A 22,597-nucleotide genomic window follows, 5' to 3' on the forward strand; every position below is an offset into this window, starting at 1 on the left:
TTTGTCGCCGCGAGATTCGACATGACGCAGAGTGCTTTAGGAATGACCAAAGAGCGCTTGCTCGCCGCCATCGTCGATAGCGCCATCGACTACGCCATCATATCGATGGACCGCAAAGGTTTCGTAGTGACGTGGAACGAGGGCGCGAGGCTCATCCTTGGCTGGTCCGAAAAGGAGATGAGCGGCAAGCCAGCCGACATCTTTTTCACGCCTGAGGACAGGGCGGCAGAGATACCGGCCAAGGAGATGGCCTCTGCATTGTCCAACGGCCGGGGCAACGACGAACGATGGCATCTGAGAAAAGATGGGACACGGTTCTGGGCCTCGGGCGAGATGATGACCCTCCGCGACGAGGACGGCGAGTTCCGCGGCTTCATCAAGGTTTTGCGCGATCGCACCAAGCAACGGCAGGAGGAGGAGCGCCGCCGTGCCGATGCGGACTTCATGCAGAAGGTGCTTTACGCCTCCGACGACTGCATCAAGGTCCTCGATCTCGATGCAAACCTGACTTTCATGTCTGAAGGTGGCATGCGGGTGATGGAGGTTGACGATTTCAACAAGATTGCCGGCTGTCCCTGGCCGGATTTTTGGCAGCTTGAGGGCAATACAGCCGCGAAAGCGGCTGTAGCGGCGGCCAGGTTAGGCGAGAGCGCTCGTTTTGTCGGTTTCGCCAATACGCTCAAAGGGACGGGCAAGTGTTGGGACGTTCAAGTGTCCCCGATGTTCGGACCGGACGGCAAGCCCGAACGCATTCTTTCGGTTTCCAGGGACATCACCGCTACGAAGACTGCCGAAGAGACCCAGCGGCTGTTGATGCACGAGCTGGCCCATCGCGTTAAAAACACGCTGGCCGTGGTGCAGGCGATCGCCGTGCAATCGATGCGGGGAGCTGCCAACGTTCAGGAGGCAGGTGAGAAGCTGCAGGCGCGCTTGGCGCTTTGTCGAAGGCACATGACGTCCTCATGCAGTCGGACTGGGTCAGCGCCTCGATCCGCGACCTCGTCGAGATAACAGTCAGCAATGTCGGAATGGACGGTAGTGACCGCATCGTCGTTTCGGGACCGACTGTAACGCTGTCGCCGCAAGCTGCGCTGTCGTTCGGTCTCGTCATCCATGAACTCCTGACAAACGCTTTGAAATACGGCGCCTTGTCCGACGCGGCAGGTCGAGTCTCGATTGACTGGCAATTGACTGTGCCGGGCAGCGGAGAGCCGGAACTTAAATTCAATTGGCGCGAGATTGATGGTCCAACCGTGACGCAGCCCAAGCATATTGGCTTCGGTTCGAAGCTGATTAGGTCAAGCCTCGCTGGATTGGGCCAAGTAGAACTAGACTATGATCCTGCCGGCCTGACGATGACCTTCAAAACACCTCTTTCGCGGATCGAGACCGAAGCGGTAGTAAATTAGAAACCCAGTCGGTTAAGTTGTTCCGGAGCCAGACCGGTTGCGGAAGCTACGGGATCGCCGGCAGCGCGGTTGGTTCAATTAGGTCAGATGATGGGCGAGGCCGCTTTCATTCAGCGAAATCCTTCAACGATCGGAACCAAAGATCGCGATGTCTGTTCATTGGCATGGATGCCACCGAATATGCAAAACTCAAAGAACCGATCGCCCTTGTCGTTGACGACGAGCCGCTGATCCTCATGGATACCGCCGACATTGTCTCGGAGGCTGGATATCACGTCATCGAGGCTCGCACAGCTGACGAAGCTTTCGAGTTTCTGAAAAAACATCACACACTTAAATTGCTGTTCACCGATGTGCAGATGCCGGGCAGGCTGAACGGCATAGAGCTTGCTCAGTACGTGGGCGAGCACTGGCCGCACATTTGTATCGTGGTTGCCTCCGGGGCTGTCACTCCCGCTGATGGTGTGTTGCCTCTGAACTCGCGGTTCCTGAGCAAACCTCTTGACCAAGCTCTCGTCCTCGAAGCGCTGAACGAGATTTGCGGGTAAGCAGGGATAGAGAAGAAGCGTTGTGTTGCGCCCCGTCTAGCAATCACCCCGGGGGAGAGGTGCCGCGATCGCATTTCCGGCGCCCTCAACGATCTTTATTCATGTAAACAGCTTGTCCAATGTGATCGGAAGGTCCCGGACACGCTTTCCCGTCGCGTTATACACCGCATTGGCGATCGCCGCGCCTGTTCCAGTGATGCCGATTTCTCCCACTCCATGCGCGCCCATTGGCGTATGCGGATCGGGAATATCCGTCCACATGATCTCGATCTCTGGCACGTCCATATGGACGGGGATATGATAATCGGCAAGGCTCGGGTTCATGATCCGGCCGTTGCGCTCGTCAAACTGCGTCTCCTCGGTCAGCGCCAGCCCTATGCCCATGATGATGCCGCCACGGAACTGGCTCGCGGCGGTCTTCGGGTTGAGAATCTTTCCGCAGTCGAACGAACCGAGGAAACGGCTGACACGCGGCTCGCCGGTAATCGCGTTGACCCGAACCTCGCAGAACATTGCACCATAGGAATGCATTGACCAGTGCTGCAGTTCGAACGGCATGGGCGGGGTGCCATGGGCGACGAGTTCGTTTTGATTGGCACGGGTCAGGATGGACGCATAGCTCTCGAAGCGCTCAGTCCTCTCACGGTGAGCGAGACCGCCATTGATCCCGATAACCTCGTCCGGCTTCAAGCCTGCCAGCGGCGAGGCATTGCCGGCAAGCTTCAGGAGTTCGGCGACCATTTCATTGTAAGCCGACATAACCGCCATGCCGATTGCGGCCGTCTGTTGCGAACCACCGGCAAGAATGACGCCGGGCAGGGTCGAGTCGCCGTAGCGAACAGTGACCTTGTCCATGGTCAGACCGAGCCGGTCCGCCGTCACCTGCGTCTGAACCGTCGAGGTTCCCATTCCCATTTCATGTGCGGCAAAATCGACCGTTGCGTGGCCATCGGCAGACAGCGTGATGCGGGCAGCGGCACCCGGCATGCGATAATAGGGATAGGTGGCAGTGGCGCAGCCCATGCCGATCAGCCATTCGCCTTCGCGCCGGCTGCCGGGCACGGGATTACGCTTGTCCCAGCCGAAGCGCTCCGCCCCGATGCGATAAGCTTCGACAATATTGCGCGATGAGAACGGAACGCCGCCGATCGGATCCCTGTCAGGTTCGTTGCGGACGCGGAGCTCGATCGGATCGATGCCCAGCTTGTCGGCCAGTTCGTCCATGGCACTTTCCAACGCGAAGGTTCCGACGGCTTCGCCCGGAGCTCGCATGAAAGTGTTGGCCATCATGTCGAGCATGCAGACCTGCACGTCTAGCGTCATGTTATCGACGGCATAAGCGCTGCGGGTCGGCACGATAAAGGGTTCCGGCAGAGCGCTGTGGGGAGATTTCGGCGTCGTCCCGCTATGAATCAGCGCCGTCAGCTTGCCGTCGCGGTCCGCACCCAGCGCCACGCGCTGCTTGGTCTCGCTGCGGCCGCCGATGATGCGGTAGACGCCTTCGCGCGACAGGGCGATCCGCACCGGCCGCCCGGACAGCCGTGCCGCTGCTGCGGCCAGGATCTGGTGCTGCCAAAGGGTCTTGCCGCCGAAGCCGCCGCCGACATAGGGCGAGGTGACATGTACATCGGTCTCATCAAGATCGAACACCTGCGCCATCGACCAGGCGGTATGAGCCACCGCCTGCGTGGCATCGTGAATGATCAGCCGGTCGCCTTCCCACAGGATGGTTGCCGCATGCGGTTCCATCGCATTGTGATTGTGCCGGGGCGAATGATAGACGCTATCAACCTTGAAGGCAGCATCGACAAACGCCTTGTCAGCATTACCGATTTCGTTGTGAAGCGGCTCGCCCATGAAGCCACCGGTCTCGGTGCCCTTGCCGACCGCATCCGAAAGAGAGGTCGCCGCAGGCTCTGCGGCATAGCTCACCTCGATCAGCGATATGGCGTGATCGGCTTGTTCTTGGGTTTCGGCAAGGACCAGCGCCACCGGTTGGCCGTTCCAGTGAATACGCTCGTCCTGCATGACTGGAAGATCGTCGCCGCCTGCGGCCTTGTTCTGCGACAGGAATTTTGGCGGCGGGTTGAGGCGCGGCGCATTGCGGTGGGTCATGACCAGCACAACGCCGGGCGCCGCCTGCGCGGCGGCCGTGTCTATATCGGTGATACCACCCTTGGCGATCGTACTGTAGGACAGCGCTGCGTAGACCATCCCTTCGGGATGAAATTCCGCGGCAAAGCGTGCGGCACCTTTCACCTTCAACGGCCCGTCGACGCGTGAGACGGGACGGCCGATATGACCGTGTTTCGCGGCGATCAGCGGATCGGGCACGCCGCCCGGCATCCAACTGTCGGGTGCCGCCTCGACGGCCTTCTTCATCACGGTCTGCACCACGCCCTGAGCGGTTTCCTTGGCCTTTTCGAACATGCTCATGCGGCGTCTCCCGAAAGATCGGCAAGAACGGCAGCAATCGTACGCTTGGCCAGCTCTACCTTGAATGCGTTATGCGTCAGCGGTTTTGCATCGGCGAGTTCCGCCTCTGCGGCCGCGCGGAAGGATGCTTCGGTGGCCGGCTGACCGCGCAGGGCGGCCTCTGCCTTCAAAGCTCGCCATGGTTTGTGGGCGACTCCTCCCAGCGCGATGCGGACGTCGCCGACCAAACCGGCCTCAATCTTGATCGTCGCCGCCACTGAAACGAGCGCGAACGCGTAGCTCGCACGGTCGCGCACCTTGCGATAGGTAGAGTTGACCGCCATCGGCTGCGGCGGGAGTTCGATGGCAGTGATGAGTTCGCCTGGGTTTATCACGGTCTCGATATCCGGCCGGTCGCCGGGAAGTCGGTGGAAGTCGCTGAGCGGTATGGTCCGCTCACCGTCCGCGCCCTGGAGATATACGACGGCATCGAGCGCCGCCAGCGCGACGCACATGTCGGACGGATGGGTGGCGACACAGGCTGATGAGGCGCCGAGGATCGCGTGATAGCGATTGAAGCCTTCAATTGCGTCGCATCCCTGACCCGGCTCGCGTTTGTTGCAGCGGGCCGCGTCATTGTCGTAGAAATACGCGCAACGCGTGCGCTGGAGGACGTTTCCAGCGGCCGTCGCCATGTTGCGGATCTGCGGCGAGGCCCCGGCAACGATGGCGCGCGACAAAAGCGGAAACCGCGTGCGGATCAGCCGATCCTCGGCGATGGCCGTGTTGCGAGCCGCGCCACCGATCAGGATGCCACCATCCGGCGTTTCCTCGATCGTGTCTGATAGGCTTGTCACATCGATCAGCTGCGCCGGACGCTCGATGGTTTCGCGCATGAGATCGACGAGATTTGTGCCGCCGCCGAGATATTTGCCGGCGCCGTCTGCGGAAAACTGAAGCGCTGTCGCTGGGTCAGTCGCGCGAGTATAGGAGAACGGGATCATTCGGCGGCCTCCCGGAAAGCATCCTTGATCGCATCGATAATGCCGTTATGAGCGCCGCATCGACAGAGATTGCCGCTCATGCGCTCGCGCAGCTCGTCACGATCAAAAGCGACCACATCCACGGAGAGATCGCCGGTCAACTGGCTCGGAACGCCGCGACGCATTTCTTCCACCATGCCGATGGCGGAACAGATCTGGCCCGGCGTGCAGTAGCCGCACTGAAATCCGTCATGTTCGATGAACGCCTGCTGCAACGGATGAAGGGCGCCGTCGTTCGAAAGGCCCTCGATCGTGGTGATGTCCCGCTCGCCGCACTGAACGGCGAGCGTCAGACAGGAAAGCACTCTCTGCCCATCAATGAGAACGGTGCAGGCTCCGCAGGCACCCTGGTTGCAGCCCTTCTTGGTGCCGGACAGGTGGAGATGTTCGCGCAGGAGATCGAGAAGCGAAACGCGCGGGTCGTCGGGCATCGATACGGTGTTGCCGTTCACGGTCATGGTCATTCTGGTGTCTCCCCGTCTTGTCGGTTCAGTGATCCGGAATCGCGATAAATGACGTAACGCGGTGGTGTGCCATTTGTGCCGAGCGGTCGTGGAAATGCCGTCAGGCATACTTGGTGCGACGCTGGCGTCAGGCTTCGATCCGGACAGGGATAGCCTTTGACGCCGGCGTCTTCGACAGCTCGTCGTGATGGTCGATCGCGTTGAGGACATTGGCTTCGGGATAATAGGCGCCGATCGTGCCGCTCGGGAGATTGTGCGCCGTCACCTTGAGCCCGCCCAGCTCGCGGCGGATGCCGTCGCCGAAATCGCTGACCAGCTTGACGACCTGGCCTTCGACGAGACCGGCCGCGTCGATATCGGACCGGCTCATCAGCACGACATCGCGGGTGCCCTCTATCCCGCGGAAACGGTCGGAATAGCCGTAGATCGTCGTATTGAACTGATCGTTGGAACGCATGGTCAAAAGCCGGAAACGACCATCGGCATCGCCAAACGACAGGGCATTCAACTGCTTCGGTGCGGTAAACACCGCCTTTTTCTCTTCGGTGTTCCAGACACGCTCATGCGCATCGTTGCCGCGGTAGAAACCGCCCGGCTGGAACAGGCTTGCGTTGTAGTCCTTGAAATCCTTCGGGTAGGTAAATTCAATCAGGTCTCGCACAAGGCTGTAATCGCCCGTCCATTCGTCCCATTTGAGTTTGGGGTTCGGATCGAGGGCCGCCTTTGCGATCCCGGTGACGATGGCCAGCTCGCTCTTCAGATGTTTCGACGCGGGCGCGCGTTTCCCGGTCGAACCCGAGATATGCGAGAAACTGTCTTCGGTGGAAACCGATTGGTTGCCGCCTGCCTGGACGTCCATTTCGAAGCGTGACAGGCAGGGCAGGATGTAGGCCTGTTTGGCCGGAAACAGATGCGTGCGGTTGAGCTTGGTCGACACGACGACGGTGAGGTCCTGGCTTGCCCAGACGTTTTCCATTGCCTTCTGGTCCGGCACAGCGCGAACCAGATTACCGCCGAGCGAGATGAACGCCTTGATCTCTCCAGCCATCAGTCCCTTTACGGCGTCGACAATGGTCGTGCCGTCCTTGGTCGGTGGATCGAAGTCGAACAGCTGTTTCAGCTTGTCCATCGGGATCAGCTTTGTCTTTTCGGCGATCCCGACCGTGCGCTGCCCCTGGACATTGGAATGGCCGCGCACCGGACAGCAGCCGGCGCCCTCGCGACCGATATTGCCACGCAGAAGAAGGAGATTGACGACCATGGCGACGTTGAACGCGCCTTGGGAATGCTGGGTCAGACCCATGCCATAGACGCCGATCACACGTTCGGAAGCAATGTAGATTTCGCCGGCGCGGCGGAGGGCGGCTTCGGTTAATCCGCTCTCGCGTTCGATTTCCGCCCAGCCCGTCTGTCGGACGAGGGCGATGAATTTATCGAAGCCGGTCGTGTGCTCTTCGATGAAGGCGATGTCGATTACCCGCGCGGATCCGGCTGCCACCGCGCGATCATCTGCCTCGATCACGACCTTGCAGAGCCCGAGGATAGCGGCGATATCGCCACCAGCCTGGACCTGCAGATATTCGTCGGAAATCTGCGTCTCATGGCCGGTCAGCATATCGACAGGGCTTTGCGGGTTGACGAATGAGACGAGGCCCTGCTCGACAACCGGATTGAAAGTGACGATGCGCGCGCGGCGCTTCTTCGCCTCCTGCAAAGGGTGCAGGAAACGCGGGCTGTTCGATCCCGGATTCTGCCCGAAAAAGAAGAAAGCATCGGCCTTTTCCAGATCTTCCCAGACAACCGTGCCAACCGGTGAGCCGATCACTTTATTGAGGCCAACGGAGGTGGTCTCATGGCACATGTTGGAGCTTTGCGGCAGGTTGTTATTGCCATAGGCGCGCGCAAGCAACGCATAGAGGTAGGATGCTTCGAGCCCGGCATGGCCGGACGAATAAAAGACGACGCTCTCCTTCGGCAGGCTTTTCAGAGTTGCCCCGATCTTTTCGAACGCCTCGTCCCAGGTGACTTCAACATAACGATCCGTCCCGGCGTCATAGCGCAGAGGGTGTGTCAGCCGCCCGGTTTGCTCCAGATCGTAGTCTTTCCAGTTGCGCAACTCTGCGACGGTATGTTCGTTCCAGAAATCCGGGGTGCAGCGAGCACTGGTCAGATCCGATAGGGTCGCCTTGGCGCCGTTCTCGCAGAACTCGAAGGGATGGTAGTTGACGGGCTTCGGCCAAGCGCAGGACACGCACATAACGCCGCCCGGTTTGTTCTGGTGCGTCAGCGCCTCCAGAACCGCGGGCGACGGTTTTGTGTCCCCATAAATGCGCGCCATCGATCTGACCGAACCCCAGCCGCCGGAAGGGCCTTCGGATTCGGGATTGGAAATAATGTCGGCCATTGGGACCTCGCAACAAGACTATGGGAATGAGCGGACCGACACTGGTGGCTTCACCGCTGTCGGTTCGCTTGCTTACCGCGATTACTCTTGCGGCTCATGGAACGGACAGCCGTTGAATTTCGCGCGGAAGTCCGCCGAGTGTCGATAGGTGTCTTTCCGCGCGCGGTTGATACTGCCCAATGGCTGATGGTCCGCAAGGCCTGTCCAGACGCTGAAGCGCATCTCCTCGTCGACCTTCTGAACCTTTGCATCGCTCCAGCTGTCCTGCGGCGCAGCAGTGACCCTCGCGACGGTGACGAAAGGCGCCTCGTCCTCCTTCCATTCCACGGTCGGGTCCTCGATCGGCTGTGCCTCGATGTCACGACAGAGCTGAACCTGGAATTCCCATTCGCCGACGGTCGTCTGCATCTCGGCCTGCACGGTTTCGCGGATCGCATCTTCGCGCACGCTGGCGTCAATCTCGTTGCCTGTTCGCTTCGTCAGGTCCGGTGAGACCGGCTTCAACCGGAATTTCGCGACATAGTCGCCATAGCGAAACGGGGTAACGCTGAAATAGGTCTCGCCGAGCGGGTCGACATTCGGCGCGCCGCCCAGTCCCTGCACGGTGGGACTGGCGACACCGACGGCCTCCAGTCCCTTGTTGACCGTCTGCAGGACACTCGACAGGACGGTTTTCGTCCCCTCCATTCTGTCGGTCGTGCGGGCAAGCAGCTTCAGGCTGGACAGGAATTTTTCCGGATTGGGAGCCTGGAAGATCGGCCCGTTCACCATCACGAAATCCTGGGTGCTGCCTTCGGCGTCCGGCAGCCGCGACCCCTCCACGTCGACGACCTTCATTGCGAGACCGCGAGGCAGGGCGATCGCATCCGGCAGAATGTCGCCGGCATTGGTGGAAAGCCGCATATAGACGCCATGTTCACCGGGTGTTGCAAACATCCCCTGGGCAAGCTCGGTGGCCAACCCTTCAAACACCGTGAGCTTGCCTTCGATGATCCCGTGAGCCTTGGCATGTACGGACCGCACCGCATGCCCATAATCCTCGGAGGTTTTCTCCAGAATGATATCGAACTGCTTGTTCAGTCCGGATACGGTTTCATGCTCGTCGGCCGTTATGGTCTCGAGGTCGGGTGAAAATCTGACGGGTGAGGATTGGGTCATAGGAGCCTCCGTGCGGCGGACCTGAAAATGGCCGGCCATCGCGGGGAGTAAGGTGCGGAGCACCAAAAGGTTTCACAGAAAAACCGGTTGCGCAAAAAGAAATATCCAATCGCTTTTTTGGCGCGCAAATAACCTGATTTGGAGGCCGTAGAAGTGTCAAACACAATCAGCTCTGGCCCTTCGTCGAGTTGCTTTCAGACTTTCGGGGACCGTTCACAAACAATCACTCGACTGAACTAAAGTGGTGCGACGGGCATTTGGTGGGGTAGCACAAACCCTGAGCCTGTCGCTTTCTGGAGGTTGAGCTGCATCTAAGCAATGGTCGGGCACGACTTTGGGTCCGATCCAACAAAGGAGACCTGCCCAATGGGTAAGAAGCTCAACAAGGTTTACGACGCTTTGCTTGATGGTGCATCGCAAGGTTTGAAGGACAAAGCCCTCTATGACTTCGTGGTGGACGAGTGTCCAAAGGCGTCGAGCAAGCGCATCGTCAAGGCGTCTTTGTTCGCGCTGAGCGATCCGGACGTGCGCGACCGCGATGTGCTGGAGACGATTTATGCGCTGGCGATTTCGTATCGGCTATCCTCGCTCGGTGTCGAAGAAGATGCCCATGACGCAGATGACGATGAGGGGAAGGCGCCGACAGTCTCCGCCGGCCTCAAGGCCAAGCTCGAAAATTCGACATCGAAGCTTGCCGCGATCCCGGCGGGTGATGATCCGGCTGTTGTGCCACCCGATCAGCCTGTCCACTGACGGTTTTCAAGCTGTATCATCATCGCGCGTATCCATGGCAAGGTCATGGAGCGCTTGCGTGTCTTCGGGTGAAAATTCGGCCGAAAGGATCACGCTGAGGAAGGCTGCGCGGGCGATTTCCTTCTTCGATGCCTCTGGATGACGTTCTCTGACGGCCTGAACCAGAGCCTTGGGCGTCATTCCCGGGCTCGCGAGATGACGGATCGTTTCGGCGATTTTCCCGAGATCTTTGAGCTTTTTCTCCTTCATTGTTCCTCCAACGCAGTTGACTGCTGGATACATACCACGCGTTGAAAATGCTTTTATGATCCCGCCCGCGGTCGGGTTTGGTTCATGTGGCGTCTGGTCGGCTTGCCAAAATGGTTCTTGCCGCGACAAATCGCGCACCGCCGTGTCACAAACCTGCAATGGATCTAAAATAGCGGTCTTAGCATTGTTCAGGTCTGAGCTGTTTGCTCGGTAAGGGACCGGTACCTGGAGGCGTGATCCTTGAAGCCACGACATGAAGTCGTAAACGCAGTGTCAGATCTGCTGAGAAGGTTGCGCGTGAAGCCACCATCCCAGATTCATTTCCGCACGATCGCGAATACCCCCGCCACCGCGAAATTCTCCAGACATGAGCTGCTCAGTGCCCTCTATGCCTTGGAGTACGAAGGCACCATCGCCCTGCATCACGACGATAGCTTCAGTGTTCTGAAGCCGGCGTCAGCGATCTAGCCGGCGGGTAACTTACTTCGCGCGGGTCGACTTGCTTTTCTTCACCGGGACGATGCCCAATTCCCGGTTCAGCTTTTTCTGAGCGAGCTTGCGGGTGCGGCGAATGCCTTCCGCCTTCTCGCGGGCGCGTTTTACAGACGGTTTCTCAAAACTCTCGCGAAGCCGCATCTCGCGCAGGACGCCTTCCTGCTGAAGCTTCTTTTTCAAGACGCGGAGCGCCTGATCAACATTGTTGTCGCGGACAAGTATCAGCACAAATCGCTCCTGAGGCTGCGATCGTTTCGGGCGAAGGCCTTTAACCTCAAGGCTACATGAATTTCAATGCCATTTTGCGAAACGGGGAGGGAAGTTTCGCGCTTTGCTCATCGTGGGCTGTTCAGCTTTGGCGTCGGGCTGTTTCCAACCGCGCTTCGATGTCCTGCTCGAGGCGGTCGACCCTGGTGCGGATATCTTCGATCGCTCGATCACGTGCGTCAGGCGACATGGCGCAGATCGTCTCCGTCTGTGTTTGGAGGTGCGGAATCCGCAGGAGCCTTTCCTCCATGTCGATCGCTCCGATCCTCTCCTGCAGATCTGCCTCACGATCAAGCAGGTCGAAGATCTGGCGGATCCGCTGGCCAATGGGATCGACTGAGGAATGGATGCGACCGGGGATCGCGTCGTTATTGGTCATGATGATCGGGATCAGCCAAGTGTGCGAAGCAGGCCGCGCAACCCGTCGTGGTCGGCAACCATCGCGGCTTCCGGGAGCGCAAACCACTGTCTGGTCCTAAGGCCCAGTTCCGGGTAGGTCTCGTCAATCGCGCTCACCATAAGACAGTGGACGACTACCCGATACTGATTGAAGCTGCTGTCTTTCGAATAGATGAAGCACCCAACGATCACATCCGAAATTTCCCCGCGGACACCCGCTTCCTCATACGCTTCGCGTGCAGCAGCGGCATGTGACTGTTCGCCTGGGTCGATATGGCCTTTTGGGAGGGCCCGGTGTCCATTCCGTCGGCTCCCGACAAGGAGGATCTGTCTCTCGCCGTCTGGCGACAAGCGAAGGCAGAGGGCGCCTGCCTGATCGATGACAGCATCACCGCCATTTGGGCTGTTTTGTCGCTTTACAGGGCGTCTCATCTTCATTTCCAAATTCATCGGATCGAACGGGCTTTGCTACAGGCGCAGCCATTACAGGAAGATGAACTGTACCGATCTGATACTGACGGACGTCAGCTTTGCCCGTTCTTGCGCATGGGCATCCGGTCAATGAGACCGAACATGTCGACATCGCTGATAACGGTCGAGCTGCGCAGCTTGACGCCGCCATCCTTGCCGATCAGAACCGCCTGAAAACCGTCATTGCCGATCCCGGCTTCTTTACGAAGCTGACGGGCGTTTACACCGGACGCGTCGCCAAAAACCGGTCTGACGTCCCCGCCCACGACCGTGAATACCACCATGTCCCGCTCGGCCAGACCCTGCTTTTGACCCTTCAAGATTTCCACCTGTCGCGCGAGATCTGGATCACCCGAAGGTCCGAACAGCACGAGGACCCGGCTTTTCCATTCGTATTGCGAAACGCTATCCATTGCCGAAGCCTGCGTGATGGTTGTGAGCGCGATAGCCGCTGCTGCGATAATCGTCTTCATGATCGATCTCCTTTTCGATCAAACGCGTTGCCGCGCATTATGTTCGCACGATAGGTCAGCACCAGAGCAGGGTCGCAAAAGGCAATGCCGCCAAAATGGGCATGCCGTCAGATGGCTCTGCGTTTCTCGCATAGATGCAGTGCGATGTCGGATCTAATCGGCCGCCGGGATTGCTGTGTAAAGGATCTCAACGAAGCGATGCTCATCCTTCCGCAGAGCTTCGTGTTTCAGGCGGCCCACTCCTCCTCTCAAGGGTAGCCCGTGCGGACAGCGGCACTCCTCCTCCCAGCCGTTGTTCAATTCTTTCGGAAAGCCTGCCGCACCTCCTCCCGCGGCAGGCTTTTTCGGTTCTGCCTACATCCCGAAATCCAATTGCGACTGGTCCTCATCGCCATCTTCGCCCCGATCGTTCGTCAGCGAGGATAGGGTCACGCCAAGCAATCGCACCGACTGCTTGAACGGATAGACGGTCGCAAGAAGCCCCGTTGCTGCTTCGAGGATCTCGTTGCCGTTGGCAAAGGGAAGGGCGGTGGTCTTGCTGCGCGTCGCCTGGGTGAAGTCGGAATATTTGATCTTCACGGTGACGGTCTTGCCGCTGAAGCCTTTGCCCTCGCAATAACCCCAGACCTTCTCTGCGAGCGGCCTCAATTCGCTCGTCGCCAGATCCAGGTCGTCGATATCTTGGCTGAACGTATCTTCGGCGCCAACGGATTTTCGCACGCGGTCCGGCTGGACGTGACGATTGTCGATGCCTCGGGCGATGCGGTAGAAATAAGGACCGGACTTTCCAAAATACTGCGTCAGGAAAGGCAGCGACTGCGCCTTAAGATCCGCGCCGGTCTCAATCCCGAGCCGATGCATCTTCTCGGCGGTCGCCGGCCCGACGCCATGGAATTTCTTGACGGCCAGTGCCTCGACAAAGGCCGGCCCGTTCTTCGGCGTGATCACCGCTTGGCCATTCGGCTTGTTGAGGTCGGATGCCATCTTGGCCAGGAATTTGTTGTAGGAAATCCCGGCTGACGCTACCGAGGCGTAAAATGCATCCATGTCCACATGGATGATCTTGCGGACGATGTCAGTTGGCGGGAGAATGTTGGTCATGGCGCTGCGAGAGACCCGCGTAAGGTTCGATTAGCGTGAACAAAAAGCGAACATATCACCGTTTCCGCCGATCGCCAACTGCTGCCTCAGTGCACCTTCAAGTGCGATGGGTTTGCCAATCTACAGCAGGCTTCCCTGCTCCACGGGTTCGCCGGATCTCGAGACGATCGAGGAGCCATAGGGCTCGCGCGACGAAATGATCAGTGCATCGTCGGGCCGGGGCCGGGCGAGATCCTTGGCCTCATCCCAAGGCGCCCGCATCCATGTCTCGGTTTCCTCTTTGGTCAACAGTAGGACCGGCATTGCCTTTTCATGGATCGGCTTCACCAGCCCGTTCGGGTCCGTTGTCAGAAAACCGTAGAGATCATCGGTAGTCAACCCATCTTTGACCTTTCGGACACTTTGCCAGCCGGGCACATGGATGCCGGCGAAAAACATCAAGGACTTTTGCTCGTCGCGCGCAAACCAAGCGTTCGGGACTTTGCCGCTGGGCTCCTGGGCTTCAGGATCAGGCTCGGCAAAGCTGGTGACTGGCACGATGCAGCGGTGCTCTACGCCGAACCAGCGCGTCCAATGAGGAAGGGTGAGCTTTCGGACATTGGTCACACCGCGGTCGGGCTCCATGCGCATCAGCGCGTCCATATCGACGGCCTGGCCTTTCGCTCTCATCTTGTCGGCGCGCGTTTCAGTCGCCTTCTTCTGGACGAAGATCGGCGAGGGCAGGCCCCAGCGTGCATTTGCGAGCTGCCGGCGACCATCGGCCGTATTGCGGATGATCGGCCCGGTCTGGTCCGGGTTCATCTGATAGGCTGGCATCAGGTTGATCAGTCTTTCGGCATCCTTGGCCCAGGACGAGACCCAGTCCTTGTCTTCCATGCGATAAAGGTTGCACATGCCAGGCAGTCCTCCCTCAGACCGTATAGGGACAATCTATCGCCTGGCGCTCGTTTCGCCAGTCTTGCTGGTCTGCTCACGCCTGAACACGTCAGCATTGTCCTGCCGTTTAGCCAGCCCTTCATAAGTGGCTTGCTCGATCAAGCCGCCGTCACTCCAGCCGCGAAATGCGATCGCCGCGATCAATGTCGGATACGCCCAGACGATATAGGCTGCACCGAGTTTGTTGATCTCGCAGTGGATCGGCGGCGTCTTATGCTTCCAGCGTAACGTATCCAGCATCTTTCTGAGCTTGCGGGCGTCGGCATCATTCAGGTCGGCGCGAACGCTTCCGATGTGGACGATCTCATAATTCAGATAGCCAGCCAGCAGCAGTGATCCGATCTGGCCGGGCTTGCCGGGTGCGACCTCTTGACCGACGATAAAGAAAGCACCTCGACAGGACGCCGGCTGCGTCGATGGCTCCGCAATCCCTTCGCCCTGATGGCCTCCGGGATCATAGGCGAGTTTCGGCGCCTCGATCTTAAGCGCCTTGCGCGGCCGCGGGCGGGCCGGCGCGTCGGTTTTGTGCGTGAGGGGCTGCGATCTCAGACCTTTCGTCATGGTGCCAACTCAACAAGCAAACATATGAACACTGTGACGGAGTGCCATCTGTCCCCGATATCCACCAAACGTGGTGATATTCGGCAGAAAAGCCAAAAATATTTCTGCCGTTTCTACGCGCCTGATTCCCAAGAGATATTTCATCGCCTGCTGATTCTAGGAGCATATTCCCATCTAGAGGCCCGCTTGACTCTTTCGCAGCAACGGAACAATTAGTGAACATAAAGCCTAATACGACATGACGTCGAGGTGCCAACACGACCTTGCAGGGAGCTGTGAACGATGACTGCTGCCCGCACCACAAGGGTGTCCGACGGTGTTTCCGATGTGATTGCCGATCTGCGCGAGCGGATTTCTGCGCTTGAAGGGACTTCAGCCCGCAAAGCCGGCTGTCTCGCCTTCGGTGTGCCCGAGATCGACGACAAGCTTCCCGGTGGCGGGCTCGCTTATGGTGCCCTGCATGAATTCGCCGGTGGTGGTGCCGGCACGGTCGATGGTGCCGCTGTAGCGCTGTGTGCCGCCGGCATTGCAGCCAGGACGAAGGGACCGATTGTCTGGTGTCTGACGCGGCCGGATCTATTTTTCCCGGCACTGGCACAGGTTGGTCTCCAATCAGACCGGGTGATCTTCGTCGAGTCCGACAGGGATGAGGATGTGCTCGCCAATATGGAGGAGGGGCTGTCGTTCGGCGGGCTCGGTGCTGTGGTCGGTGAGCTGGTGCGCCTGCCCATGGCTTGTTCGCGCCGGCTGCAGCTGGCGGCAGAACGCACCGGGACGATGGCGCTTGCCGTGCGCCGATGGCGGCGGCAGACCGAAGCCAATGACTTTGGCCAGCCGACGGCCTCGACCACGCGCTGGCGGGTCAGTGTCATGCCTTCGGAAGAATTGCCGGTACCGGGCATCGGGCGAGCTCAATGGTTCCTGGAGTTGATGCGGTCGCGTGCGGGCGAGTGTGCTGAGTTTCTTGTGAGGGCATGTGATGACCAGGGTCGTCTCGATCTATCTTCCGGATCTGCCGACGGATCGCATTCGTCGCGCCGATCCGTCCATTCCCCCTGAACAGGCGATTGCTGTGGTCGCCAAGAGCGGCGCCAAGCGCTGGGTGTCGGCCGCCGATAGCGCCGCTCGTAAAGCGGGCGTTCATGTCGGCATGCCGGCAGCAAAAGCGCAGGCGCTGTTTCGAGGCCTGATGCTGGTCGACGCCGAGCCGCTGACCGATGCGGCAGCACTTGAGCGCATCACCTTATGGGCGCTGACCAAATATTCACCGATCGTCGCCGTCGATGGGATCGACGGCATTGTCATGGACACGGAGGGCGCCGATCATCTTCAAGGCGGCGAGCTGCCGATGGTGACGATGATCGCCAATCAGTTCCTGGCCAAGAAGCTGATGGCGCGGGTCGCCGTCGCGGATACCTGGGGCGCGGCACATGCCTGCGCCCGCGCCATTAGCCGTGAGACGGTGATCGTGCCGATCGGCCAGACCGTCCGAGCTGTCGAAAAGCTTCCAATCTCCCTGCTGCGCCTGCCACCCAAGATCGTCGGCGATCTGCGGACGCTCGGCTTCCAGACAATCGGCGAGCTCGCCAACACGCCACGTGCGCCACTCACCCTTCGTTTCGGTCCTGAGATCGGCCGCCGGCTCGACCAGATGGTCGGGCGTGCCGGCGAGCCGATCGATCCGATCCGCTCGCCGGAGCTGATCGAGGTGTCTCGCGCCTTCGCCGAACCGATCGGCGCGGCCGAGACCATCAACAAATATGTCGGCCGGCTCATCGTCCAGTTGATCGACGAACTGCAGAAACGTGGTCTTGGCGTGCGCCGCGCCGATCTGATCGTCGAAAAGGTCGATGGCACGCGGCAGGCAATCCGGGCTGGCACGGCCAAGCCGGCGCGCGACGTTGCCTGGCTGACGAAACTCTATCGCGACCGGACGGAAAAGATCGAGCCAGGCTTTGGCATCGAGAAGCTGACATTGGTCGCCGTCATCGCCGAGCCGCTTGCGGAAAGCCAGAAGGTTTCGTCGCTTGTCGAGGACGAGGTCACCGACGTCACGCCGCTGATCGACATCTATGGCAATCGCGGCCAGCGCGTCTATCGCTGGGCGCCGGTTGCTTCGGATGTCCCGGAGCGGTCTGTCCAGCGCATCGCTGCTGCGGCCGATCCGATCACGGTCGCCTGGGTCGGACATTGGCGCCGGCCGGTTCGGCTTCTGGCACGGCCGGAGCCGATTACCGCGATCGCACTCCTCCCCGACCGACCGCCGGCATCGATCGTCTGGCGCGGCAAGCGTCGCAAGGTGGTGCGCGCCGACGGACCCGAGCGCATCTTTGGCGAATGGTGGCAACGGGACGCCGAGATGGAGGCTGTTCGAGACTATTTTGTCATCGAGGATGAGGCTGGCGAGCGGCTGTGGGTTTACCGCGCTGGCGATGGTGTCGATCCCGAAACCGGCGATCGACGCTGGTTCTGCCATGGTATCTTCGCATGATCTACGCTGAGCTGCAGGTGACGACCCATTTTTCTTTCCTGCGCGGCGCCTCGTCAGCGCAGGAACTGTTCGAGACGGCAGTGGCACTGGGTATCGAGGCTATCGGGGTCGTCGACCGCAATTCGCTGGCCGGGATCGTCCGGGCGCTGGAAGCTTCTCGCGCCACCGGTCTGCGGCTGGTCGTCGGCTGCCGGCTCGATCTGGCCGACGGCATGTCGATCCTCGTCTATCCGACCGATCGCGCCGCCTATTCCCGACTGACGCGGTTGATCACGCTCGGCAAGAGCCGCGGCGGCAAGAACAATTGCATCCTGCATTGGGATGACGTCATCGCCTACTCAGCCGACATGATCGGCATGCTCGTTCCAGATCTGGCCGATGAAACCTCAGCGGTCCAGCTCCGAAAGATGGCCGAGATATTTGGCGACCGCGCCTATGTCTCGCTATGCCTGCGCCGGCGGCCGAACGACCAGATGCGGCTCTATGAGCTCGACAATCTCGCTGCTCGCTTCAAGGTGAAGACGGTCGTCACCAATGACGTCCTGTTCCACGAGCCGGGCCGTCGGCGGCTACAGGACATCGTCACCTGCATCCGCCGCAACACGACCATCGATAGCGTCGGTTTCGACCGCGAGCGCCATGCCGACCGGTTTTTGAAGCCACCGGAGGAGATGGATCGTCTGTTTCCGCGCTATCCGGAGGCATTGACGCGGACAATGGAAATCGTCCGACGATGCACCTTCTCGCTGGACGAACTGAGCTACCAATATCCCGAGGAAGCGATTGTACCGGGCAAGGATGCTCAGGCCTCGCTCGAGCATTATGTGTGGGAATGCATCCCGGACCGCTATCCGGAAGGCCTGCCGCAGGATGTGCTCAAAACCGTGCGCCACGAGCTCAATCTCATCCGCACCATGAAATACGCCCCCTATTTTCTGACGGTGTTTTCGATCGTCCGGTTCGCCCGAAGCCAAGGCATCCTTTGCCAGGGGCGAGGCTCGGCGGCCAACAGTGCCGTCTGTTACATCCTCGGCGTTACCTCGATCGATCCCTCGACCAACGATCTCCTGTTCGAACGCTTTGTTTCGCAGGAGCGTGATGAGCCACCCGATATCGATGTGGATTTCGAACACGAGCGACGGGAGGAGGTGATCCAGTGGATCTACAAAACCTACGGCCGGGAAAAGGCCGCGCTTTGCGCCACCGTCACGCGTTACCGGGCCCGCGGCGCCATCCGCGATGTCGGAAAGGCACTCGGCCTGCCTGAGGACGTCATCAAGGCGCTGTCTTCGGGCATGTGGTCATGGTCCGAAGAGGTCTGCGATCGCAATATCCGTGAACTCAACCTCAATCCCGATGACCGTCGCCTTGTCCTGACGCTCAAACTTGCCCAGCAACTGATGGGAGCTCCACGTCATCTCGGCCAGCATCCGGGCGGCTTCGTCCTGACCCATGACCGGCTCGACGATCTCGTGCCGATCGAGCCTGCGACCATGAAGGACCGGCAGATCATCGAATGGGACAAGGACGACGTTGAGGCGCTCAAATTCATGAAAGTCGATGTGCTGGCGCTCGGCATGCTCACCTGCATGGCCAAGGCCTTCGAGCTGATCCGCGAGCAGAAGGGCGAGCCGATCGATCTGGCATCAATCCCGCAAGAGGATCCGGCGACCTATGCGATGATCCGCAAGGCAGACACACTCGGCACCTTCCAGATCGAAAGCCGGGCACAGATGGCGATGTTGCCGCGTCTCAAACCGCGGACGTTCTACGATCTGGTCGTGCAGGTGGCGATCGTCCGGCCCGGCCCGATCCAGGGCGACATGGTCCATCCCTATCTGCGCCGTCGTGAGGGCAAGGAGCCGGTCGAATATCCAACGCCGGAACTGGAGGCGGTTCTTGGCAAGACGCTCGGCGTGCCGCTTTTCCAGGAAAGCGCTATGCGAGTGGCGATGGTCTGCGCCGGCTTCACCGGCGGCGAGGCCGACCAGCTGCGCAAATCCATGGCGACATTCAAGTTCACCGGCGGCGTCAGCAAGTTCAAGGACAAGCTGGTTTCCGGCATGGTGAAAAACGGCTATACGCCGGAATTCGCCGAAAAGACCTTTTCGCAGCTGGAAGGGTTCGGCTCCTACGGGTTTCCGGAAAGCCATGCCGCTTCGTTCGCTCTGATCGCCTATGCCTCCAACTACATCAAGCGCCACTACCCGGAGGCCTTCTGTGCAGCCCTGATCAATTCCCAGCCGATGGGCTTTTATGCGCCGGCTCAGATCGTCGGTGACGCCCGCGGCCATGGTGTCGAGGTAAGGCCGGTCTGCATCAATCGATCCAGGTGGGATTGCACTCTGGAACCTATTAGCAATTCTGATCGGCATGCTGTCCGGCTTGGCTTCCGCCGGGTGATGGGCCTTGCAGTTGCCGATGCTGCCCGGATTGTGGCGGCGAGAGGCGGCGAAGAATTCAGCTCGGTTGATGATATGTGGCGGCGCTCAGGGGTGCCATCGGAAGCGCTTGTCCAGCTTGCCAACGCCGATGCGTATCGACCATCCTTGAAACTCGAACGGCGCGATGCTCTGTGGGCGATCAAGGCTCTGCGGGATGAACCCCTTCCGCTATTTGCCGCCGCAGCCGAACGTGAGATGGCGACGGTTGCCGAACAACAGGAGCCGGACGTCGTGCTTCGGCAGATGACAGACGGACACAATGTCATCGAGGACTATAGCCATACCGGGCTGACACTGCGGCAGCATCCGGTTGCCTTCCTGCGCAAAGATTTGACGGCTCGCAACATCATCACCTGTGCCGATGCAATGGGCGCGCGAAACGGGCGCTGGGTCTATACGGCCGGCTTGGTTCTGGTCCGGCAGAAGCCCGGTTCGGCCAAGGGCGTGATGTTCATCACCATAGAGGATGAAACAGGACCCGCCAATCTCGTGGTCTGGCCGACGCTGTTCGAAAAGAGCCGCCGTGTCGTGCTCGGTTCTTCGATGCTGGCTATTCAGGGAAAGATCCAGCGGGAAGGAGAAGTCGTGCACCTCATCGCACGGCAGCTGTTCGATTTGACGGGTGATCTGTCTGGGTTGGCGGATCGGGATGCCGAATTCAAGCTGCCGGCGGGCAGGGGCGATGAGTTCGCTCATGGTGGTGGGCCGGATCCGCGCGATAGCTCCCGGCCAGTCCCCCGGCCGAAAGAGATGTTCGACCCAGATTTGAGGATCGAGACGCTGAAGGTGAAGGCGCGGAATTTTCAGTGATATTCAGTTGGCAAAATAACGGAACGTTGCTCCTAATTTCATCAATAGCGCGGAATGACTTTAGCTCTCCGCTGAGATGACATTATTCTGATCGTCACGGGAGGCCTTGATAACGCATTAAGTATATCGCGTTTTTCTACCAAATTAGTCGGGCCTCGCGGGGCATGCCGGAATGAGGCGGAGCGATACATTCAGAAGTCGGACTGGCCAACTCGGCATTAATGAATGGTTTGTGATGGAACATAAACTTTGGCGGCGCGCTTCATGCAGGTCCGCATTCCATCGAAGTGGATATGAAACATCATTCGGTGATTCACGGAGGAACAAATGAACCTGACTCGTAGATCCGTCATGGTGGCAGGCGCTGCAACGGTCGGAGCGACAGTGCTGGGAGCGCCGCACATGGCGCGAGCAGCATCGGCTCTGAAACAGCCGGCGCTCCCGTTCGGTGAGGATGCACTTGCCCCCGCGATTTCAGCAAAGACCATTTCGCTACACTACGGCAAGCACCACAAGGCCTATTTCGACAAGTTAAACACCTTGGTCACGGGCACCAGCTACGCGGAGATGGAATTGCAGGCGATCATGGTCGAGGCGGCCAAAAGCGACTCCGATACGCCAATATTCAATAACGCAGCTCAGGCGTGGAACCACGTGATCTATTGGGAGCAGTTCAAGCCGGGTGGCGCCAACCGGCCGGAAGGAGAGCTGGCCACCCAGATTAGCGATACATTTGGAGGCTACGCAGGCTTCGTGAAAAAAGCTGTCGACGCGTCCGACCAGGTCTTCGGAACTGGGTGGGTATGGCTGACACGAGACGATCAGAACGGATTGGTGTTGGTCGGTTATGAGGACGGCAACAATCCTGCGGCGCTCGGCCGTCCGGCATATCTTGGTATCGACGTGTGGGAACACGCCTACTATATGGATTACGAAAACCGGAAAGCTGAGCACATCCGTGCAGTCCTCGACAAGCTGATCAACTGGAATGTGGTCGGTGAGCGAGTCGCTGCGTAGTCAGCGCGAGCTGCGGCGGTGAATGGCAACAGCCGCAGCACCGAGCACAAGCGAACCATTGCAAACAGCTGTCACGAAACGGGCGCTGCAGGCAATCTCGCGAACGAAATGAAGCGTCTCCTGATCTTCCATAAGCTCGGTCGAGCTGACAAGCCTGACCGGAATGAAGAAGGCATCGCCTCGCGCAGGCAATGCATCAACGTCGTCGTGGCGGCCACAGGGATGCCAACGTCGGTCGAGACGCGGAAGGATCCTTCCAGACGAGATGGACCTTGCCGCGGGATTCTGCAGGATCGGCTAGCCGTTATCGCTCCCGAGGGTTCACAACTGGAATCGCCGCTTGCCCATACGAGCAGTCTTGACTGTCCGATCGTCGCGCTCAACGAAAGTGTGACCTTGTCGCAATTCCTGCGGCGGCTTGCGACCAAACTCGGTCGGCGCGCAGTAATTCGGATGCGCGTCGAAAATTCCGAGGCAATGTGCCGCGTTGTCGAGAGCGGTGTGGGAATCGGTATTGTTCCGGAAACCGCTGCACTGCGTTATTGCTGTATGATGAACTTCCGCGTGCTGCCGATTGCGGATACATGGGCAGAAAGGGAGCTTCACCTTTGCGTCAAAAGGCGCGAGCAGCTGCCTTGAGACGGTCAGGCGCTGCTTGCCCATATGATTGATTATGTCGATGCAATTCG

The 22,597-nt window shown here is 59.5% G+C and carries 22 protein-coding genes and 1 pseudogene; 10 read left to right on the top strand and 13 right to left on the bottom strand.

Translation table 11 applies throughout. The annotated features are described in order from the left end of the window. Positions 1 to 21: 21 nt before the first annotated feature. From AC0JZ4_RS21255 to AC0JZ4_RS21265, 3 genes are all read left to right on the top strand, one after another. Entirely contained in the window at positions 22 to 1,011 is a 990-nt protein-coding gene (locus tag AC0JZ4_RS21255) for a PAS domain S-box protein (RefSeq protein ID WP_471888475.1), read from the top strand. Continuing rightward, a complete protein-coding gene (locus AC0JZ4_RS21260) occupies positions 963 to 1,409 on the top strand; it encodes a sensor histidine kinase (protein WP_471888476.1) in 447 nt (148 codons plus the stop codon). Before AC0JZ4_RS21255 ends, AC0JZ4_RS21260 begins: the two co-directional genes overlap by 49 nt. Before the next feature lie 164 nt (positions 1,410 to 1,573). Then, positions 1,574 to 1,957, top strand: a complete 384-nt coding sequence (locus AC0JZ4_RS21265) for a response regulator (protein ID WP_471888477.1) — start codon at positions 1,574 to 1,576, stop codon at positions 1,955 to 1,957. A 99-nt stretch (positions 1,958 to 2,056) separates the two neighbouring features. Here the strand turns inward: AC0JZ4_RS21265 and AC0JZ4_RS21270 are convergent, their stop codons facing one another. The 5 genes from AC0JZ4_RS21270 to AC0JZ4_RS21290 form a co-directional block, all read right to left on the bottom strand. Next, the gene (locus AC0JZ4_RS21270; protein WP_471889057.1) at positions 2,057 to 4,339 is read right to left on the bottom strand and encodes a xanthine dehydrogenase family protein molybdopterin-binding subunit; all 2,283 of its coding nucleotides are present in this window, start codon (positions 4,337 to 4,339) and stop codon (positions 2,057 to 2,059) included. Positions 4,340 to 4,389: 50 nt separating this feature from the next. After that, complete coding sequence (locus AC0JZ4_RS21275) at positions 4,390 to 5,376, bottom strand: FAD binding domain-containing protein (RefSeq protein ID WP_471888478.1); 987 nt, start codon at positions 5,374 to 5,376, stop codon at positions 4,390 to 4,392. Beyond that, on the bottom strand, positions 5,373 to 5,879 hold the full coding sequence (locus AC0JZ4_RS21280) for a (2Fe-2S)-binding protein (protein WP_471888479.1): 507 nt from the start codon (positions 5,877 to 5,879) through the stop codon (positions 5,373 to 5,375). Before AC0JZ4_RS21280 ends, AC0JZ4_RS21275 begins: the two co-directional genes overlap by 4 nt. Before the next feature lie 127 nt (positions 5,880 to 6,006). After that, positions 6,007 to 8,283 carry an FdhF/YdeP family oxidoreductase gene (locus AC0JZ4_RS21285; RefSeq protein WP_471888480.1) on the bottom strand — a complete coding sequence of 759 codons (2,277 nt, stop codon included), beginning with the start codon at positions 8,281 to 8,283 and terminating at the stop codon, positions 6,007 to 6,009. 81 nt (positions 8,284 to 8,364) lie between these two features. Further along, a complete protein-coding gene (locus AC0JZ4_RS21290; protein WP_471888481.1) occupies positions 8,365 to 9,441 on the bottom strand; it encodes a catalase family protein in 1,077 nt (358 codons plus the stop codon). Between the two features lie 366 nt (positions 9,442 to 9,807). Here AC0JZ4_RS21290 and AC0JZ4_RS21295 point away from each other — a divergent pair, with 366 nt between their 5' ends. Beyond that, positions 9,808 to 10,194, top strand: a complete 387-nt coding sequence (locus AC0JZ4_RS21295) for a hypothetical protein (protein WP_471888482.1) — start codon at positions 9,808 to 9,810, stop codon at positions 10,192 to 10,194. Between the two features lie 6 nt (positions 10,195 to 10,200). On the opposite strand, the gene AC0JZ4_RS21300 is transcribed toward AC0JZ4_RS21295, so the two are convergent. Beyond that, positions 10,201 to 10,443 (bottom strand): hypothetical protein, encoded by a 243-nt coding sequence (locus AC0JZ4_RS21300; protein ID WP_471888483.1) that lies wholly within the window; start codon positions 10,441 to 10,443, stop codon positions 10,201 to 10,203. A gap of 297 nt (positions 10,444 to 10,740) precedes the next feature. Here AC0JZ4_RS21300 and AC0JZ4_RS21305 point away from each other — a divergent pair, with 297 nt between their 5' ends. Beyond that, complete coding sequence (locus AC0JZ4_RS21305) at positions 10,741 to 10,911, top strand: hypothetical protein (RefSeq protein WP_471888484.1); 171 nt, start codon at positions 10,741 to 10,743, stop codon at positions 10,909 to 10,911. Between the two features lie 12 nt (positions 10,912 to 10,923). On the opposite strand, the gene rpsU is transcribed toward AC0JZ4_RS21305, so the two are convergent. The 7 genes and pseudogenes from rpsU to AC0JZ4_RS21340 form a co-directional block, all read right to left on the bottom strand. Next, the gene (gene rpsU / locus AC0JZ4_RS21310) at positions 10,924 to 11,166 is read right to left on the bottom strand and encodes a 30S ribosomal protein S21 (RefSeq protein WP_471888485.1); all 243 of its coding nucleotides are present in this window, start codon (positions 11,164 to 11,166) and stop codon (positions 10,924 to 10,926) included. 121 nt (positions 11,167 to 11,287) lie between these two features. Next, positions 11,288 to 11,584 (bottom strand): hypothetical protein, encoded by a 297-nt coding sequence (locus AC0JZ4_RS21315; protein ID WP_471888486.1) that lies wholly within the window; start codon positions 11,582 to 11,584, stop codon positions 11,288 to 11,290. A gap of 11 nt (positions 11,585 to 11,595) precedes the next feature. Next, on the bottom strand, positions 11,596 to 12,054 hold the full coding sequence (locus tag AC0JZ4_RS21320) for an NUDIX hydrolase (RefSeq protein WP_471888487.1): 459 nt from the start codon (positions 12,052 to 12,054) through the stop codon (positions 11,596 to 11,598). Between the two features lie 74 nt (positions 12,055 to 12,128). Next, positions 12,129 to 12,548: a DUF4174 domain-containing protein gene (locus tag AC0JZ4_RS21325; RefSeq protein WP_471888488.1), complete on the bottom strand. Its 420-nt coding sequence runs from the start codon at positions 12,546 to 12,548 to the stop codon at positions 12,129 to 12,131. Positions 12,549 to 12,902: 354 nt separating this feature from the next. Further along, positions 12,903 to 13,571: pseudogene (locus AC0JZ4_RS21330) on the bottom strand (DinB/UmuC family translesion DNA polymerase); the annotation flags it as partial. 198 nt (positions 13,572 to 13,769) lie between these two features. Beyond that, entirely contained in the window at positions 13,770 to 14,543 is a 774-nt protein-coding gene (locus AC0JZ4_RS21335; RefSeq protein ID WP_471888489.1) for an SOS response-associated peptidase family protein, read from the bottom strand. A gap of 36 nt (positions 14,544 to 14,579) precedes the next feature. Beyond that, the gene (locus AC0JZ4_RS21340) at positions 14,580 to 15,146 is read right to left on the bottom strand and encodes an ATP dependent DNA ligase (RefSeq protein WP_471888490.1); all 567 of its coding nucleotides are present in this window, start codon (positions 15,144 to 15,146) and stop codon (positions 14,580 to 14,582) included. A gap of 282 nt (positions 15,147 to 15,428) precedes the next feature. On the opposite strand from AC0JZ4_RS21340, the gene AC0JZ4_RS21345 reads away from it, so the two are divergent. The 5 genes from AC0JZ4_RS21345 (at position 15,429) to AC0JZ4_RS21365 (ending at position 22,547) form a co-directional block, all read left to right on the top strand. Beyond that, positions 15,429 to 16,205, top strand: coding sequence for an ImuA family protein (locus AC0JZ4_RS21345; protein ID WP_471888491.1), 777 nt, complete (start codon positions 15,429 to 15,431; stop codon positions 16,203 to 16,205). Then, positions 16,126 to 17,637, top strand: a complete 1,512-nt coding sequence (locus AC0JZ4_RS21350; protein WP_471888492.1) for a Y-family DNA polymerase — start codon at positions 16,126 to 16,128, stop codon at positions 17,635 to 17,637. The genes AC0JZ4_RS21345 and AC0JZ4_RS21350 overlap by 80 nt, the downstream gene beginning before the upstream one ends. After that, positions 17,634 to 20,891 (top strand): error-prone DNA polymerase, encoded by a 3,258-nt coding sequence (locus AC0JZ4_RS21355; RefSeq protein WP_471888493.1) that lies wholly within the window; start codon positions 17,634 to 17,636, stop codon positions 20,889 to 20,891. Before AC0JZ4_RS21350 ends, AC0JZ4_RS21355 begins: the two co-directional genes overlap by 4 nt. A 327-nt stretch (positions 20,892 to 21,218) precedes the next feature. Further along, entirely contained in the window at positions 21,219 to 21,908 is a 690-nt protein-coding gene (locus AC0JZ4_RS21360) for a superoxide dismutase (protein ID WP_471888494.1), read from the top strand. 18 nt (positions 21,909 to 21,926) lie between these two features. After that, positions 21,927 to 22,547 (top strand): LysR substrate-binding domain-containing protein, encoded by a 621-nt coding sequence (locus AC0JZ4_RS21365; protein ID WP_471888495.1) that lies wholly within the window; start codon positions 21,927 to 21,929, stop codon positions 22,545 to 22,547. Positions 22,548 to 22,597: the final 50 nt, after the last annotated feature.

The organism is [Rhizobium] kunmingense (genome assembly GCF_977018605.1).